The following is a 15,030-nucleotide window of genomic DNA, read 5'->3' on the forward strand; positions in this document are numbered from 1 at the left end:
CCAGGGTCATTGAAACAAATATTCCCTGATCCGTAACGATGAGGGCGTGTTCGCACGCCTTCTTCCGATCCGCAGACTTAAGCTTTTCCACGAAAGGTGCGCTCTGAAATGGCCTAAAGGCTGATGCGCCTGTTCAAGAGCCAGTGTTTCGCGGCGGATCATCTTGATCGCGGCATGGCCAGCGTTGCACTCCGGGGTATTCACGCACGCTCTCGATAAGGCGGCCAGCGAGTGCGTTCATCGCCTGATACGGCCAGATCGTCGTCGAAACGAAGCAAATTGCTCGTGATTGGCTTGTTCCCGTCATCGGGGTAGAACGGATCGACTGAACAAGACCGGAGCCTCGATCCTTGACCCCCTTGCCCGAAAACGGCGGACGCCCCCTTTCCTTCCAGGATCTGATCCTGCGCCTGCATCAGTTCTGGTCGGCACAGGGCTGCGCCCTGCTTCAGCCTTATGACACCGAACTGGGTGCAGGGACGCTCTCGCCGCATACGACGCTGCGGGCATTGGGGCGCAAGCCGTGGAAGGCCGCCTATGTGCAGCCTTGCCGCAGGCCTTCGGATGGGCGCTATGGCGAGAACCCGAACCGGCTTCAGCATTACTACCAGTATCAGGTGCTGCTCAAGCCAACGCCGGAAGACAGCCAGCGCCTGCTGCTCGACAGCTATCGTGCCATCGGCATCGACCCGGAAAAGCACGATATCCGCTTTGTGGAAGATGACTGGGAAAATCCGACCATCGGCGCCTGGGGGCTGGGCTGGGAAGTCTGGTGCGACGGGATGGAAGTGACGCAGTTCACCTATTTCCAGCAGGTTGGCGGCATTCCGACTGTCATGCCCTCGACCGAGCTGACCTACGGGCTCGAGCGCCTGGCCATGTATGTGCAGGGCGTCGAGAACGTCTATGACCTCGATTTCAACGGTCAGGGTCTCAAATATGGCGATGTCTTCCTGCGTGCCGAGCAGGATTATTCGCGTCATAATTTCGAGCTGGCCGATACCGACATGCTGATGCGCCATTTCCGCGATGCCGAAGCGGAATCCGTGCGTCTGGCAGAAGCTGGCGTGGCCCAGCCCGCCTATGACCAGTGCGTCAAGGCGAGCCATCTGTTCAACCTGCTCGATTCACGCGGTGTCATCTCGGTATCCGAGCGCGCTTCCTATATCGGCCGCGTGCGTACCCTCGCAAAGCTGTGCTGCGAAACCTGGCTTGCTGGCGACGAGGAGTCGAAATAATGGCCGAATTCCTTCTCGTTCTCGATTGCGAGGAAATTCCTGCCCGTATGCAGGAGAGCGCCGGTCAGGATCTGGCACGTCTCGTTTCAGAGGCGCTGGCGCCGCTTTCGCCACGCGACGTCACGCCGTTCTGGGGCGCCAGACGGATTGGCGTCAGCCTTCAGATCGACGGGCAGATTGCTGAATCCACCCAGTCGGAACGTGGCCCCCGCGAGAGCGCGCCCGAACAGGCACTCGCCGGTTTCCTGCGCAAGCATGGCGCTGAACGTGACGCTCTGGTTCTGGAAAACGGCTTCTGGGTGCTCAATCGCACACTGCCTGCCATCGGCGCCGCGCAGCAGATTGCCGAAACCATCCCGGCCCTGCTCTGGCGCTTCCCCTGGCCGAAATCCATGCGCTGGGGCCATGGCAGCGCCTTTACCTGGGTGCGCCCGCTTCGCCGCGTGATCTGCCTGCTCAATGGCGCGCTCGTGCCGTTCAGCCTTGCCACCGAGACTGACGACGCTCATGGGCTCGTTTCCGGCTCACAGACCGCTGGCCATCGCTTCATGGCGCCGGAGCCTTTCGAGGTCACTTCTTTCGGGCAGCTCAAAAGCGCGCTGTTTGCGCGCAAGGTCGTGCTCGACCCGGCGCAGCGTCTGTCGATCATCCGGGACGGGTTGCAGGCTCAGGCAGACAAGGCGGGTCTGACACTCGTTCAGGACGACAAGCTGGTCGAGGAAGTTTCAGGGCTGGCCGAGTGGCCGGTCGTTCTTCTGGGCCGTATCGACGACGCCTATATGGATCTGCCGCCCGAAGTGATGCAGGTCTCGATGCGTATCAACCAGCGCTATTTCGCCCTGCGCAGCGCGGATGGCACGGCGGCACCGCATTTTGCCTTCATTGCCAATATGGATTTCGCCGATGGGGGCGCCCTGACCATTGCAGGCAATGAGCGCGTGCTGCGCGCCCGTTTTGCCGATGCGCGCCATTTCTGGGATCTGGACCGCAAGACGAAGCTTGTCGAGCGTGTCGCTGCGCTTGATGGCGTGACCTTTCATGCCAAGCTTGGCAGCCAGGCGCGCGCGTACAGCGTATCGTGACGCTGGCAGGTATCGTGGCCAAGGCCATGGGGCTTGATGAGACGGCACAAAAACAGGCGCAGCGCGCCGCCCTTCTGGCCAAGGCCGATCTGACGACGGGCATGGTTGGGGAATTCCCCGAGCTTCAGGGTGTGATGGGCGGCTATTATGCCCGCCATGACAATGAAGGCGATGCCGTTTCTGACGCTGTGGCAGAGCATTACATGCCACGCGGTCTGAATGACGAGACGCCACGCGCCCCGGTATCGATCGCTGTGGCGCTGGCCGATCGTCTGGATCTGCTGACGGCCTTCTTCGCCATGGGCGAAACGCCGAGCGGTTCGGGTGACCCCTATGCACTGCGTCGCGCTGCACTCGGCATTATTCGCATTATTCGCGATAACGGGCTGCGTCTCGATCTGACGACACTGATCGCCCAGGCTGCGCAGAACCTGCCAGAAAATCTGCGTGAAGGCGGCGATCTTGAGGCTCTGCCGGGCTTCCTGGCCGAGCGTCTGCGCGTTCAGTTGCGCAGCGAAGGCGAACGCCACGACATTCTAGCCGCCGTGCTGGCCGGTGGGCTGGATGGCGATCTGGTGCGTCTGCTGGCCCGCACTTCAGCCCTTGCCGAGATGGTCGGCACGGATGACGGGCGCAATCTGCTGGCGGCAAGCAAGCGCGCGGCCAATATCCTGCGCATCGAAAACCGCAAGGACGGCCCGCATCAGGCGCGCCTGACCACGTGCTCTACGTGCAGGATGAGGAACGCGCTCTGGGCGAGGCGCTGGAATCTGCACAGACGGCCATTCATGCGGCTCTTGAACAGGAGCGTTTTGCAGAGGCGATGATCGCGGCAGCTCCCTGCGCCCCGTGCTCGATCGGTTCTTCGAGGTCGTGACGGTCAACGATACTGATCCCGCCCGCCGTCTCAACCGCCTGCGCCTGCTGGCGCAGATCGGCGAAACCCTGACCGAAATCGCCGATTTCAGCCAGATCGAAGGCTGAGGCTCAGCGCCCCACCGTTTCACCCGGTGGGGCAAGCCCTTGACCGACCACACTGGCATTCTGGTAAGCCGGGCCGAATTGCCCGATGGATGCCCCGGTGACGGGATCGTGCCCAGGCCGGCCCTCGCCCAGAGGCAGGAACTGCTTCGCAAAATCGACGATCTTCCCGGCTGTCGTGCGGCGTGTCGTAGGGGCGGCCATGGCACGGGGAAGCGGCGCGGGCTCCCAGTGAACAGCTCCTGACGGTAAGGGCGTCTGCGAGGGGGTGGGCGTCGCGGTTGACGGCATCTCGACATGCAAGGGCAGCACGGTCGAAAAACCGCGCGCCAGACAGATCGTCGTGCCCGCCGGGCCATTGCCGAGCAAGAGTGCCGCGAGCACGAGGCGCCGTTTGCATTCTCCCATCGCTTCGCCCTTTGCCGGTGAGATCGTTATCGGAACCACAATCGAAGCCGGATGCAATCAAAAGCGAACAGAGACGACGAATTTGTCTCCCGGCTGCGATCAGGGCAGCCTGTCGCCCCCTTCCGCCTGGACGGAAATACGTGCTCTCAGATCGTCCAGCAGCCAGCTTCCCGCACGGCCCAACGCGCGATCGCGCATGGTCGCGGCATAAATGCGCCGTGGCGCTGGCGCGTCGGGGTCGTCATCGATAATGTCGATCTTCACCATCTTGCCCTCGCGTAGCGGTGCCTCGACGAGATAATCGGGCATACGACACCAGCCCAGACCGCCGAGAAGGAAGTCGAAGCGCCGCCCCAATTCGACAAAACGCCATCGCTTCGGACTCAGCACACCGTAACTCGGCCCGTCCGGGGCTGACGGGTTCGAGAGAACGAGCTGGACATGCTCCGCGAGATCGGCGCGCGTCACAGGCCGCCCGAGACGGGCCAGTTCGTGGCTGGCGGACACGACCGGCACAAGCACCACATCGCAGACAGGTACCGCGATCAGATCTTCAGGGACGCCGAAAAGCAGCACGCAGAGCGCGAGAGACGCATCGCCCTGGCGTAGACGACGCTCGGCGCCACCCAGCCCTTCGGTCGAGAAGCTGACGGGGAGATGGGGAAACCGCTCCTTCAACGCGCGCAGGCTTTCCATGAACGCGCCTGTCGGCACGAGGGGGTCGATCGCCACGGCCAATTCCGGCTCGACTCCCTCCCTGATTGCGGCTGTCAGGGCTTCGAACTGCGCCGCGCCCGACAACACACGCCGCGCCTGCCCCACCAGAACCCGCCCCATTTCCGTCAGGGCGGGCTTATGGCCCGAGCGGTCGAACAGAGTAACGCCCTGCGTGGCTTCGAGCGTTGCGATGGCCTGGCTGATGGCCGATTGCGCCCGGTTCAGCCTGCGTCCGGCGGCAGAAAAACTGCCGGTTTCCTCGATCGTGACCAGCACACGAAGCTGATCGAGGGAAAGCGTTCCCAGCATCCATCACCCCACACGATAGAATCGATCGGTTTTTTATCTCTGATCGCGACAGAGAAGACAGGATAGGCTCGCTCTCATGCAACCGAGTTTCTTCATCAATCATGGCGGTGGGCCATGTTTCTTTCTCGAGCCAGGCCCGATGCGCCGCGCCTGGTCGCCGCTCGAAACCTATCTTGCAGGGTTCGCGTCGGCGCTGCCAGGGCGACCAGATGCCCTGCTGGTCATTTCCGGCCATTGGGAAGGCAGGGTGCCACGTATCCATTTCGGCACGTCGCCATCGCTTCTCTACGATTATGGCGGGTTTCCGCCCCATACCTATGCTCTGGAATGGCCCGCGCGGGGTAGCCCCACTCTTGCCGCCCGTGTCGCAACCCTGCTCGACGATGCGGGTATCGAGACCGAGCGCGAAATGACACGCGGCTGGGATCATGGGGTCTTCGTACCGCTCAAAATCGCGTTTCCAGATGCGGATATTCCCGTGGTTCAGCTTTCGCTGCGGCAGGATCTCGATCCTGGGGCGCATCTCGCTCTTGGCCGCGCACTCGCGCCATTGCGGACGGAGAATGTGCTGATTATCGGCAGTGGCCAATCCTATCACAATATTGGCGGGTTTTTCTCGGGCACATCGTCCGATCCGGCTGCGGAATCTTTCGATCGCTGGTTGCAGGCAGCAATGAGGGACCCTTCCACACGCGAGCAGACATTACGCGACTGGCGCCACGCCCCCGGTGCCCGCGCCGCCCATCCTCGCGAAGAGCATCTTCTGCCCCTGATGGTCGCCGCTGGTGCCGCGACAGGGGAAGCAGCCTATCTCGATTTCGCCGGTACGGTGCTCGGCAAGCCGCTCTCGGGCTACCGTTTCGGCTAGTCTCGCTTCCAATAGAATAATTCGATTGTTCTGAGCATATCAATCAATTTGAACGATTTAACGCGCTGCCCGATACTCGGCCTCACAGAAAGAAGTGAGGCTGATCATGACAGAGATCCACGATATCGCGATCATTGGCGGCGGTGCGAGCGCCACGCTGCTGGCCTGGAATTTGCGCCACCGGCACAGCCGGGGCTGCGTCGTGATCGATCCGGGCCCGCAGCCTGCCCTGGGTCTCGCCTATGGCACGCGCAGCGTCGAAAACCTGCTCAACGTACCGGCAAGCGGGATGAGCGCCCTCGCCGATGAGGCCGGGCATTTTCTTGGCTGGCTGAGACGCAAGATCGACCCTGAGATCGGGCAGGTGCTTTCATCCCGCGCGCCATTTATGGGCTCTATCTTCAGGATCTGTTTCGTCAGGCAGCGCCGCTGCATATCAGGGCGCGGGTCGAACGCTGTGCGCCAGACGCCGACATCACCACGCTGCATCTCGATGACGGGCGCTGCCTGCGCGCGCGCCATGTCGTTCTGGCACTCGGCCATTTTGCGCCGCCGCTCCTGCCCGGCATTCCCGCCGACCTTCTGGAAAGCGGTTGCTATCACCATCAGGTCTGGGCAGGGGGGGTCATCGAGGCCATCAAACCGACCGACCCTGTGCTGCTGATTGGCAGCGGCCTGACGGCGGTCGACCAGATCATGCAGCTTCGTGCGGCGGGTCATTCTGGCAAGATCACCATTATTTCCCGCCATGCCCAGTTTCCCAGCCGTCATGCACCGGCACCGAAACTCGATGCGCCTGTCATCGCACCGGGTGCCTGCGCGCCGCGCTGCACCGCCTATCTGCGCCTCTTCAACACAGCGCTGAAGCAGGGCATTCCATGGCGCGCCTGTATCGACAGTCTGCGTCCTGTCACCAATCAGCTCTGGGCCGCCTTGCCCCCGCAGGAGCGCGCACGGTTTCGGCGTCATCTGCAGAGACGCTGGGATGTCGTGCGTCATCGCATGGCGCCGCGTATTGCCGAGGCGCTCGATGCCGGGCTGACGAGCGGCGCACTCTCACTGCGCGCCGGCCATTTGCAGCAAATCGAGCGATGGCCGACGGGCTGCGCGTGACGATCAGATATCAGGATCGGGTCGAGATGCTAAATGCGGCCCATGTGCTGAACTGCACGGGGCCGAGCCTGCGCTATGACAGGGTGGACTCCCCTGTTCTGCGCGATCTGCTTGACAGAAAACTGGCGCGCTCGGGTCAAGGTGGCGCAGGGTTGGATACGACGGAGACCGGGCAGCTCATCGCAGCGGACGGTACGGCGAGGCTCTCGCTCTACACTCTTGGCCCCGCCCGCCAGGGCACGTTGTTCGAGTCTATCGCCATTCCCGAAATACGCGGTCAGGCTTATGATCTTGCGACGACACTCGATGGGCTTCTGACCCAGGCCCCACTGCAGGATCTGTGCGCATGATAAGCCGGTACACCGACCACGCCGCCAATGAGCGCACCTTTCTCGCATGGGTGCGTACGGCGCTCGCCATGGTGGCGATCGGCTGTATGCTCGCCAAGTTCAACATCTTCCTGCGGCTGATCGGCTCGGAACATCATGACGGCATGCCCACTCTGCCCGGGTCTTCGGCCTGGGTGGGGGTGCTGACGATCTGTGCCGGGCTCATGTTGCTGCCTGCAAGCTGGTGGCGCTTTCGCAAGGTGAAAGCCGCCCTCTCATCCGAAGAACCGAGAGAGATCGCGCTCAACGGGCTGGAAGGGCTGTTCTGCCTGTTTCTGTCGCTGCTCGTTAGTGCGATTCTGCTGTCGCTTCTGGGCGTTCTGCCGTCATGACGCTCGAACAACTCCGCATTTTCATCGCGGTGGCAGAGAGGCAACATATGACGCGCGCCTCAGAGGCACTGGCTCTCACGCAATCTGCGGTCAGTCATGCCATCATGACGCTCGAAAACGGCTTCGGCATCAAGCTGTTCGACCGTATCGGGCGCGTATTCTGCTCACGGAAGCAGGACGGGTCTTTTTACAGGAGGCACGCGCCGTGCAGGCGCGCGCGCTCGCTGCGCGCGAATGTCTGGAAGATCTCGGTGGGTTGCGCACGGGCAGACTGCATGTGTGGGCCAGCCAGACACTGGCGAGCTACTGGCTGCCAGCGCGGCTCAATCGCTTTGCGGCTCTCCACCGAGGTGACGCTCGGCATGACCATCAGCAATACAGAAGAGATCTGTGCGCAGCTTGCCGCCGGAACGATCGGCTTCGGCCTGATCGAAGGAGTTGCAACCGGCTCGTTTCTGGAAACCGAAATCCTCGCCCGCGATCAGCTCTTGCTCGTGGTGAGCCCCGAACACCCCTGGGCGCAGACCCCGCCCGAAGCGAGCGCCCTCACAGAAACGCCGTGGGTCCTGCGGGAAAAAGGGTCCGGCACACGGGCGAGCTTCGAAACAGCTCTGGCAGGCTGGGGGATCGTCCCTGACAGCCTCGATATCGTCATGGAGCTGACCTCGAACGAGGCCATCGCCACGATGATCAGCACGGGGCGAGCGGCTACGGTGCTTTCGGCAAGTGTCGTATCGGGGTTGATCGAAAACGGGCTGCTCTGCCCGGTGTCCATGCCTTTTCCCGAGCGGGATTTCGCATTGGCCCGCGGCGCTCGCAGCCTTTCCCCCGCCGAACAGACTTTTTGCACGCTTCTGCGCGAGGGAGCGCCCCGGACGGGCTGAGATAATCAGGCCAGCCAGACGAGACGAAGGGGACGGCCCGGGCTGACATGAACCAGCGCGTTCTGGCCGAAAATTCGCGCCAGAACACGCGCCTTGGCCATGGGCAAGGCGGCCGCGAAAAAAGGCTCTGACCAGCCTCGCCAGCGCCCCTCGCCATTCAACACCCTCGCCGTGCCGAGACGCGCGCGTGGATGCTGCATGCGACGGGCGTTTTGGGTATCGGACAGACGAAGCCCGCTCGGATTGCAGGCGCCGATCAGCACAAAAGGCTGCGCTTCGAAGGGCCAGCATATCGGTCGAACGCCAATGCGCAGAATTACCGGGCCGATCGCATAGCTCGTTTGACGATATGCTTTTCTGGCGACTGGTGTCGGCGGTCTGACGCGGCTCATCCTGCCGGTTTTTCAGAGATCGTCACGCACCGAAGGGAAATCGCGATCGTTGCGATGCACCCAAGAGGAAAGTAGCAGGCCGAAACCGAACATCATGGTCAGCAAGGCCGAGCCACCATAGGAAATGAGCGGCAAAGGCACGCCACCGACCGGGATCACACCCATGACCATCGACAGATTGACGGCGCAGTAGAGAAAGAAATCCACCGAAATACCCAGCGCCAGAAGACGCCCGAACTGGTTTCGGCTGCGCATGGACATGAGCATCCCGCCCACCACCAGCAAGGCCAGCAGACCGATGACCGACACGGCCCCCGCATAGCCCCATTCCTCACCGATCATGGTAAAAATGAAATCGGTCTGTTTCTCGGGCAGAAAGTTAAGCTGCCCCTGCGTGCCACGCAGATAGCCCTCGCCCCACATCCCGCCCGAGCCGAGCGCGATCTTGGACTGGATGATGTTGTAGCCAGCCCCGAGCGGGTCATGTTCAGGATGCAGGAACGTGTCGATACGCGCCTTCTGGTAATCATGCAGATGGGCATAGACAAACTTGCCCAGAAACGGCACTGGCGCGACAAGCAGGGCGATCTGCCACAAGCGCATACCGGCAGCGAAGAACATTGTCGCACCGATCAGCCCGATAATGACCGCCGTGCCGAGATTGGGCTCTTTCAGCACGAGCCCCACGGGCAAAAGCGTCAGCAGCGCCGGAGGGATCAGACGCAGCGGGTTGCCCATGCGCTTGTTATCGATGCGATGGAACCAGCTCGCCAGCGCGAGAACAAGGGCGATCTTGGCAAACTCGGAAGGCTGGAACTGCAATCCGGCAAGATTGATCCAGCGCTCTGCGCCCTTCCCCACATGGCCCATATGCAGAACCAGAGCGAGCAAGGTGATCGCAGCCAGATAGATCGGAATGGACAATAGCCGCAGCAGGCGGGGGCTGGTGAGGGCCACGGTAATCATCATCACCAGACCGAAACCGAAACGCACCATCTGCGGGCGCGCAAAAGGCTTGGCCGAGCCGCCACCAGCGGAATAAAGCGCAAGATAGCCCACCCCGGCCAAAGCACAGATCAGCAGAACGTAGAGCCAGTTGATCTGAAGCAGCTTACCCAGCAACCGGAAACTCGGCTCCGGGCGCCAGAGGCGTTTTTGCCAGTTCACTATTCGGCGTCCGCGACAGCCTGACCCGGGGCATGGTCGTGATTGACCGGGTCGCGCAAGAGCGTATCCGTCATGATATCGCGCGCCAGAGGGGCTGCGGCATCGGCGCCACCATTACCATGCTCGATGACCACCGCAATCGCATAGCGCGGCGCATCATAGGGCGCAAAGCAGATGAACAGCGCATGGGGGCGTTCTTCCCATGGCAGGTTCATCGAGTTGAAATGACCACTTTCGCGCAGAGCACGTGAAACGCGTCGCACCTGAGCCGAGCCGGTCTTGCCTGCCATGGCGACATCGGGAAGGCTCAGTCGTGCCTTGGGCGCCGTGCCGCGCGGGGCATTGACCACGTCGAACATGCCCTGTCGAATGACCGAGAGATGGGCATCGGGAATGTCGAGGGCGGGCGCAGCATCGAGCGGCGTGTGGTCTGAATCGCGCTCATTGATCTTGCGGACCAGATGCGGCGTGACATTGCGCCCCGAGGCGATGCGCGAGACGTAGGTGGCAAGTTCGAGCGGCGTGACCTGCACGAAGCCCTGGCCGATACCGGCATTGACCGTGTCACCACCATTCCAGTGAAAACCGTGTTTCTGGCGCCATTCGGGCGTGGGGATGACACCGGCGCGGGTATGGGGCAGCTCGATATCGAGTTTGGTGCCCAGACCGAAGCCATTCGCCATCGCCTTGATGGGCTCCATGCCGATCTTGCGCGCCGCGAGATAGAAATAGACATCGCAGCTATACATGAGCGCCTGCTGCATGGTGATGCTGCCATGGCCCCAGCGCGACCAGCAATGGAAGCGCACCCCGCCCATGTCGTAATAGCCGGGGCAGGTGAAGCGGTCCTGCGGGCTGACGAGACCGGATTGCAGCGCGGCCAACGCTACCGCAGGTTTGAAGGTGGAACCCGGCGGATAGACACCCGCCACCGTCTTGTTGATGAGCGGCGTGCGGACGTTATTGGTCCATTCGATCCATTGCGCGTGGCTCACGCCCGAATCGAACAAGGACGGGTCGAAAGACGGCGTACTGACCATGGCCAGTACCTCGCCGTTGCGGCAATCCATGACCACAACGCTCGCAGCCTGATCGCCGATGCGGTTGAGCACCATCTGCTGCAGACCGGCATCGAGAGTCAGCACGACCTCGTCGCCCTGCTGGCCGTCGATGCGATCCATCTCGCCCATCACGCGGCCCTTGGAATTGACTTCCATTTCGACCGAACCAGGTTCGCCACGCAAAAGCAGGTCCTGGGTCTGTTCGATACCGGCGCGGCCTGCGCGCATACCGGGCAACGCCATCATCGGGGTCGAGGCGACATCGCGCTCATTGGGCGGGGCGACATAACCGACAATATGGGCCAGTTGCGGCCCGTAGGGATAAAGGCGCGTCGTGCCGACATCGATCAGCACACCGGGCAGGCTCGGCGCATTGAGTTCGATACGCGCCATATCGTCCCAGCTCAAAAAGTCCTTGAGGGCCACAGGCACATATTTGCGTATATGGCGAAGGTCGCGCTCGATACGGGCCTGATCGCGCTCGTCCAGCGCGATGATCTGGCCGAAACGCGCGATGGTAGCGTGAATATTGGTCGTCTCCTCAGGCATGAGGAGGGCGCGCCAGTTGACCTTGTTGCCCGCGAGCTGGAGGCCGAAACGATCGACAATCTGGCCACGCGCCGGTGCCAGAAGACGCTTGCTTGTGCGGTTGCGTGCGGCGAGATCGCGCAGATGGTCGCCTTCATGCACCTGAAGATCGTAAAGCTTCTTGCCCAGCACGCCGAGAACGCCCGCCTGGGTGGCGAGAACCAGCAGCGCACGACGGGTAAAGACGCCGCGTGAGGGGGTAACCTCCTCACGCTTGGCACGCATCCGGGACGGATTACGGGAGCGGGAGGATTTGTCGCGTCTGAACTTCATTGCGTGATGACGATCCCGCATCGAAATCCGGTCGTGGCTGCGCGTTCGCCTGTCGGGCGTCCATCAGGAAGCGCTGCGCTGCGACGGAACATCATGCTCAAAACCGGGCCTTCAGGCTTGTTCAGGGTCTGCCACCGTGCGACGCGCCCAGGCAAAGAGGGCGCTCAATGTCGGATAGATACCAATTGTCACCGCTGCCTGAAAGAGACTCGGCACCGGAGACATCATTGCCAACGTCCCGATACACGCGATGATCCATCCAAACAACGACAAAACAAGGGCGAGACCACCCAGTAAAGCCCAGCCGAACAGGAAGCTGATACGACTGAGCCCATAGCGCCACAGATGCGCCACGCCATGGAAGACGAGCAGGGAAAACACAAACACACCCGGCGGCCCGAAGCTCAGTACCTCGCAGACGAGTCCCACGCAGAAGGTCATGAGCGGCGTCATGGATTGCGGCCTATGTGCCGACCAGAAGAAAACCGTGCTCGCCGCAATACCGAAACACAGCTCGTTTTGCCCAGGAATGCCAAGACCTGCGGAAAGAACAAGCGCGCAGAACACGATGAACAGAGACGGCAGCAACGCGCGCATGATCTGGTCGAGACGTCGACGCAGCGTTGCGCGCGGCGCGATGCCAGGATGGATATCGGGGGTGTGGCGATGACCGACCATGAGCTATCCCTGCCCTTTCGTCGGCTTCTGGAACGGTACGAAAGGCAGTTCGGGGGCGACAGGCATGGGCGGCATCAATCTGACGCGACCTGGCGCCTCGGGGCCAGCATGGTCGGCACTCATATAATTGAACACGCGGATGATATCGGGATGATCAAGCGAAGCTTCCGGCACGACTACGGGCGTGCCGGGCCGCAGATAATGCACGGTCCCCACAACGAGCCCCCCCGGCATACCGGCAAAAGCCCCGTGCTCATGCCCGTCAGGAGCAGGCTGCTCACCCGTGACCACACGCTCGCCCTCAACAGGCCGATTGTCCTGCGCGTAATAGATCAGCCTCGGATAGGGCGAGCCATCGCCTGCCATGATGGCATTGCCGCGCGACGCCGTGAGCATGACCGGGATACGGCTCGCATCGTCATTGATCATCAGGATACGCACCGTGCGTGCGCCTGTTTCCGTCACGCGCCCGAGCAGGCCTGACGCATCGAGCGCGACATCGCCCGGCACGATATTATGGTTGTCGCCTACAGCCAGAAGAACGGAACGCCCATACAGCCCCCCCGCATCGCGCAGCGCATGGCCGCTGACGAAATTCGGGGCGCTATCGGGAATCCAGTGCAGGCTGGCCTTGAGCTGGGCGTTTTCGTCAGCAAGCGCGACGGCCACATCGTACCAGCGCCGCAGCTTCTGGTTTTCGGCGCGCAGGCGGGCGTTTTCGCCTGCGATATCGGTCAGCCCCGTGACGGTCTGGCGCAAATGCGCGAACGCCGTCTCGGGGGCCGCCATGAGTCGATAGGCCGGGGCGAGCCCATCGGCCAGCGTCATGCGCAGGGTGTCGACGGCCGGGCGACGGGTCAAACCGAGCATGATCAGGCCGATCGCCAGCACGAAAAAGAACGGCAGCATCAGCTTCGCGAGTGCGTGTCGCCCCTGAATCGACAGCATCGACCGGATGCTCCCTGGTTATCAGTACATCGAGATCAGGACATTCCGCAGACGACGCATCTCTTCGAGCGCGCGCCCCGTGCCGAGTGCCACGCAGGAAAGCGGCGACTCACCCACCGTCACCGGCAGGCCGGTCGCATTGCGCAACACGTCGTCCAGACGATAAAGCAGCGCGCCGCCACCGGTCAGCACAATGCCCTTGTCGACGATATCGGCGGCGAGTTCGGGCGGCGTGTTTTCAAGCGCCGTGGTCACGGCATCGACGATCTGCTGCACAGGCTCGGCAAGGCTTTCCGCCACCTGAGCCTGGCTCACCAGAATTTCGCGCGGCACACCATTGATGAGATCACGCCCCTTCACTTCCTTCACCGGGCCGGGATCGCGCGGATCGTCGGGCAGGCAGGCAGAGCCGATTTCCATTTTCACCCGCTCTGCCGAGCTTTCGCCGATCAGCAGATTGAACGTCTTGCGGATATAGGAAATGATCGCGTCGTCCATCTTGTCGCCGCCCACACGCACCGAGCGCGCATAGACGATACCGCCAAGAGAAATGACGGCGACCTCGGTCGTGCCGCCGCCGATATCGACAATCATGCTACCCGAAGGTTCGGTGACCGGAAGACCCGCGCCAATAGCGGCTGCCATGGGCTCCTCGATCAGCATCACCTTGCGCGCACCCGCACTCTCCGCGCTCTCCTGAATAGCGCGACGCTCGACGGCAGTAGAGCCCGACGGCACACACACGATGATCTGCGGGCTGGCGAAGGCGCGGCGATTATGAACCTTGCGGATGAAATGCTTGATCATCTCCTCCGCGACCTCGAAATCGGCGATCACGCCGTCGCGCAACGGTCGAATGGCCGTGATGTTGCCGGGCGTACGCCCGACCATCAGCTTGGCTTCGTCGCCAACCGCCAGCACCTGCTTCTTGCCTCGCACTTCAGCGATGGCGACCACAGAGGGTTCATCAAGAACGATGCCGCGTCCCTTGACGTAAACGAGTGTATTGGCGGTGCCGAGGTCGATAGCCATGTCTGCCGACATGAGACCCAGCAGACGTGAGAACATTCAAGCCTCCTGGCCGAAAGATGTGCGCGCGCTGGTCGCATTCCGCTCCGGCCTGCAAGGTGGTCTCTCCGCAGTTGACGCGAGGGAACCGATTAACAGAGAGGAGCATGACACGAGATATTCTGGCGCAGGGATTACCGGGGCCCTGATTGAGGAGCAAGTCCCGATCAGGGAAAATTGCAGTTTAATGACCAAAAAGGCATTGCACGGAAACGTGCGCTGGAATCGTCCCTTAGCAATAGTTACTGTTGGTTACAAACCATCCAAACCGGCCATGGTGGCGCCATGCTTCGAACGCGGCCGAAGCGAAATCTGGTGAGTGACCTGATCACGAGGCGGAGGCGGCAGGAACTCGGCAAATAGAGCCCCGTTGCGTCAGAGTAGAGTGACTTTTTAGGATAGTAGACATCATGACCAAGCATGCTTCTCTTTTTCGTCCGCGCAATCTCGCTGCCCTTACGGCCTGCGTTGGCATGCTGGGCCTGAGCGCCTGCGGTAACCCCTATGATCCGGGCGCACGCGCTGGTTCGGGCG

At 62.0% G+C, this 15,030-nt stretch carries 14 protein-coding genes and 3 pseudogenes; 9 read left to right on the forward strand and 8 right to left on the reverse strand.

Going from position 1 to position 15,030, the window contains the following annotated elements; all coding sequences use genetic code 11:
• The first annotated feature begins 350 nt into the window (after positions 1 to 350).
• Both JCM25414_RS07105 and glyS read left to right on the forward strand, forming a co-directional pair.
• A complete protein-coding gene (locus JCM25414_RS07105; protein ID WP_035442833.1) occupies positions 351 to 1,238 on the forward strand; it encodes a glycine--tRNA ligase subunit alpha in 888 nt (295 codons plus the stop codon).
• Positions 1,238 to 3,304: pseudogene (gene glyS, locus JCM25414_RS18090) on the forward strand (glycine--tRNA ligase subunit beta). Before JCM25414_RS07105 ends, glyS begins: the two are co-directional and overlap by 1 nt.
• Before the next feature lie 3 nt (positions 3,305 to 3,307).
• On the opposite strand, the gene JCM25414_RS21575 reads toward glyS, so the two are convergent.
• The gene (locus tag JCM25414_RS21575) at positions 3,308 to 3,709 is read right to left on the reverse strand and encodes a hypothetical protein (RefSeq protein ID WP_206777952.1); all 402 of its coding nucleotides are present in this window, start codon (positions 3,707 to 3,709) and stop codon (positions 3,308 to 3,310) included.
• A 99-nt stretch (positions 3,710 to 3,808) separates the two neighbouring features.
• The gene (locus JCM25414_RS07120; RefSeq protein WP_025841177.1) at positions 3,809 to 4,735 is read right to left on the reverse strand and encodes a LysR family transcriptional regulator; all 927 of its coding nucleotides are present in this window, start codon (positions 4,733 to 4,735) and stop codon (positions 3,809 to 3,811) included.
• 76 nt (positions 4,736 to 4,811) lie between these two features.
• Between JCM25414_RS07120 and JCM25414_RS07125 the strand changes: the two genes are divergently transcribed.
• From JCM25414_RS07125 to JCM25414_RS18105, 7 genes and pseudogenes are all read left to right on the forward strand, one after another.
• Positions 4,812 to 5,603, forward strand: coding sequence for a DODA-type extradiol aromatic ring-opening family dioxygenase (locus JCM25414_RS07125; RefSeq protein ID WP_025841178.1), 792 nt, complete (start codon positions 4,812 to 4,814; stop codon positions 5,601 to 5,603).
• Between the two features lie 106 nt (positions 5,604 to 5,709).
• Positions 5,710 to 5,892 (forward strand): annotated as a pseudogene (locus JCM25414_RS25890) (FAD/NAD(P)-binding protein); the annotation flags it as partial.
• Positions 5,893 to 6,011: 119 nt separating this feature from the next.
• Positions 6,012 to 6,089, forward strand: a pseudogene (locus JCM25414_RS25895) (hypothetical protein); the annotation flags it as partial.
• 168 nt (positions 6,090 to 6,257) lie between these two features.
• Positions 6,258 to 6,716, forward strand: a complete 459-nt coding sequence (locus JCM25414_RS24785; protein ID WP_025841180.1) for an FAD/NAD(P)-binding protein — start codon at positions 6,258 to 6,260, stop codon at positions 6,714 to 6,716.
• Positions 6,695 to 7,066, forward strand: coding sequence for an FAD/NAD(P)-binding protein (locus tag JCM25414_RS24790; protein WP_025841181.1), 372 nt, complete (start codon positions 6,695 to 6,697; stop codon positions 7,064 to 7,066). The genes JCM25414_RS24785 and JCM25414_RS24790 overlap by 22 nt, the downstream gene beginning before the upstream one ends.
• Positions 7,063 to 7,437, forward strand: a complete 375-nt coding sequence (locus JCM25414_RS07145; RefSeq protein WP_025841182.1) for a YidH family protein — start codon at positions 7,063 to 7,065, stop codon at positions 7,435 to 7,437. The genes JCM25414_RS24790 and JCM25414_RS07145 overlap by 4 nt, the downstream gene beginning before the upstream one ends.
• Positions 7,434 to 8,321, forward strand: coding sequence for a LysR family transcriptional regulator (locus JCM25414_RS18105; RefSeq protein ID WP_277911105.1), 888 nt, complete (start codon positions 7,434 to 7,436; stop codon positions 8,319 to 8,321). Before JCM25414_RS07145 ends, JCM25414_RS18105 begins: the two co-directional genes overlap by 4 nt.
• 5 nt (positions 8,322 to 8,326) lie before the next feature.
• On the opposite strand, the gene JCM25414_RS07155 is transcribed toward JCM25414_RS18105, so the two are convergent.
• From JCM25414_RS07155 to JCM25414_RS07180, 6 genes are all read right to left on the reverse strand, one after another.
• Positions 8,327 to 8,713, reverse strand: coding sequence for a DUF3293 domain-containing protein (locus JCM25414_RS07155; protein ID WP_025841183.1), 387 nt, complete (start codon positions 8,711 to 8,713; stop codon positions 8,327 to 8,329).
• A gap of 12 nt (positions 8,714 to 8,725) precedes the next feature.
• A complete protein-coding gene (gene rodA / locus JCM25414_RS07160) occupies positions 8,726 to 9,880 on the reverse strand; it encodes a rod shape-determining protein RodA (RefSeq protein ID WP_025841184.1) in 1,155 nt (384 codons plus the stop codon).
• On the reverse strand, positions 9,880 to 11,802 hold the full coding sequence (gene mrdA / locus JCM25414_RS07165; protein WP_025841185.1) for a penicillin-binding protein 2: 1,923 nt from the start codon (positions 11,800 to 11,802) through the stop codon (positions 9,880 to 9,882). The genes rodA and mrdA overlap by 1 nt, the downstream gene beginning before the upstream one ends.
• A gap of 111 nt (positions 11,803 to 11,913) precedes the next feature.
• Positions 11,914 to 12,480, reverse strand: coding sequence for a hypothetical protein (locus JCM25414_RS07170; RefSeq protein ID WP_025841186.1), 567 nt, complete (start codon positions 12,478 to 12,480; stop codon positions 11,914 to 11,916).
• 3 nt (positions 12,481 to 12,483) lie between these two features.
• Positions 12,484 to 13,428: a rod shape-determining protein MreC gene (mreC, locus tag JCM25414_RS07175; RefSeq protein WP_025841187.1), complete on the reverse strand. Its 945-nt coding sequence runs from the start codon at positions 13,426 to 13,428 to the stop codon at positions 12,484 to 12,486.
• Positions 13,429 to 13,449: 21 nt separating this feature from the next.
• Complete coding sequence (locus JCM25414_RS07180) at positions 13,450 to 14,496, reverse strand: rod shape-determining protein (RefSeq protein ID WP_025841188.1); 1,047 nt, start codon at positions 14,494 to 14,496, stop codon at positions 13,450 to 13,452.
• Positions 14,497 to 15,030: the final 534 nt, after the last annotated feature.

The sequence above is a fragment of the Asaia platycodi JCM 25414 genome, assembly GCF_000614545.1.
Classification (GTDB): Bacteria; Pseudomonadota; Alphaproteobacteria; order Acetobacterales; family Acetobacteraceae; genus Asaia; species Asaia platycodi.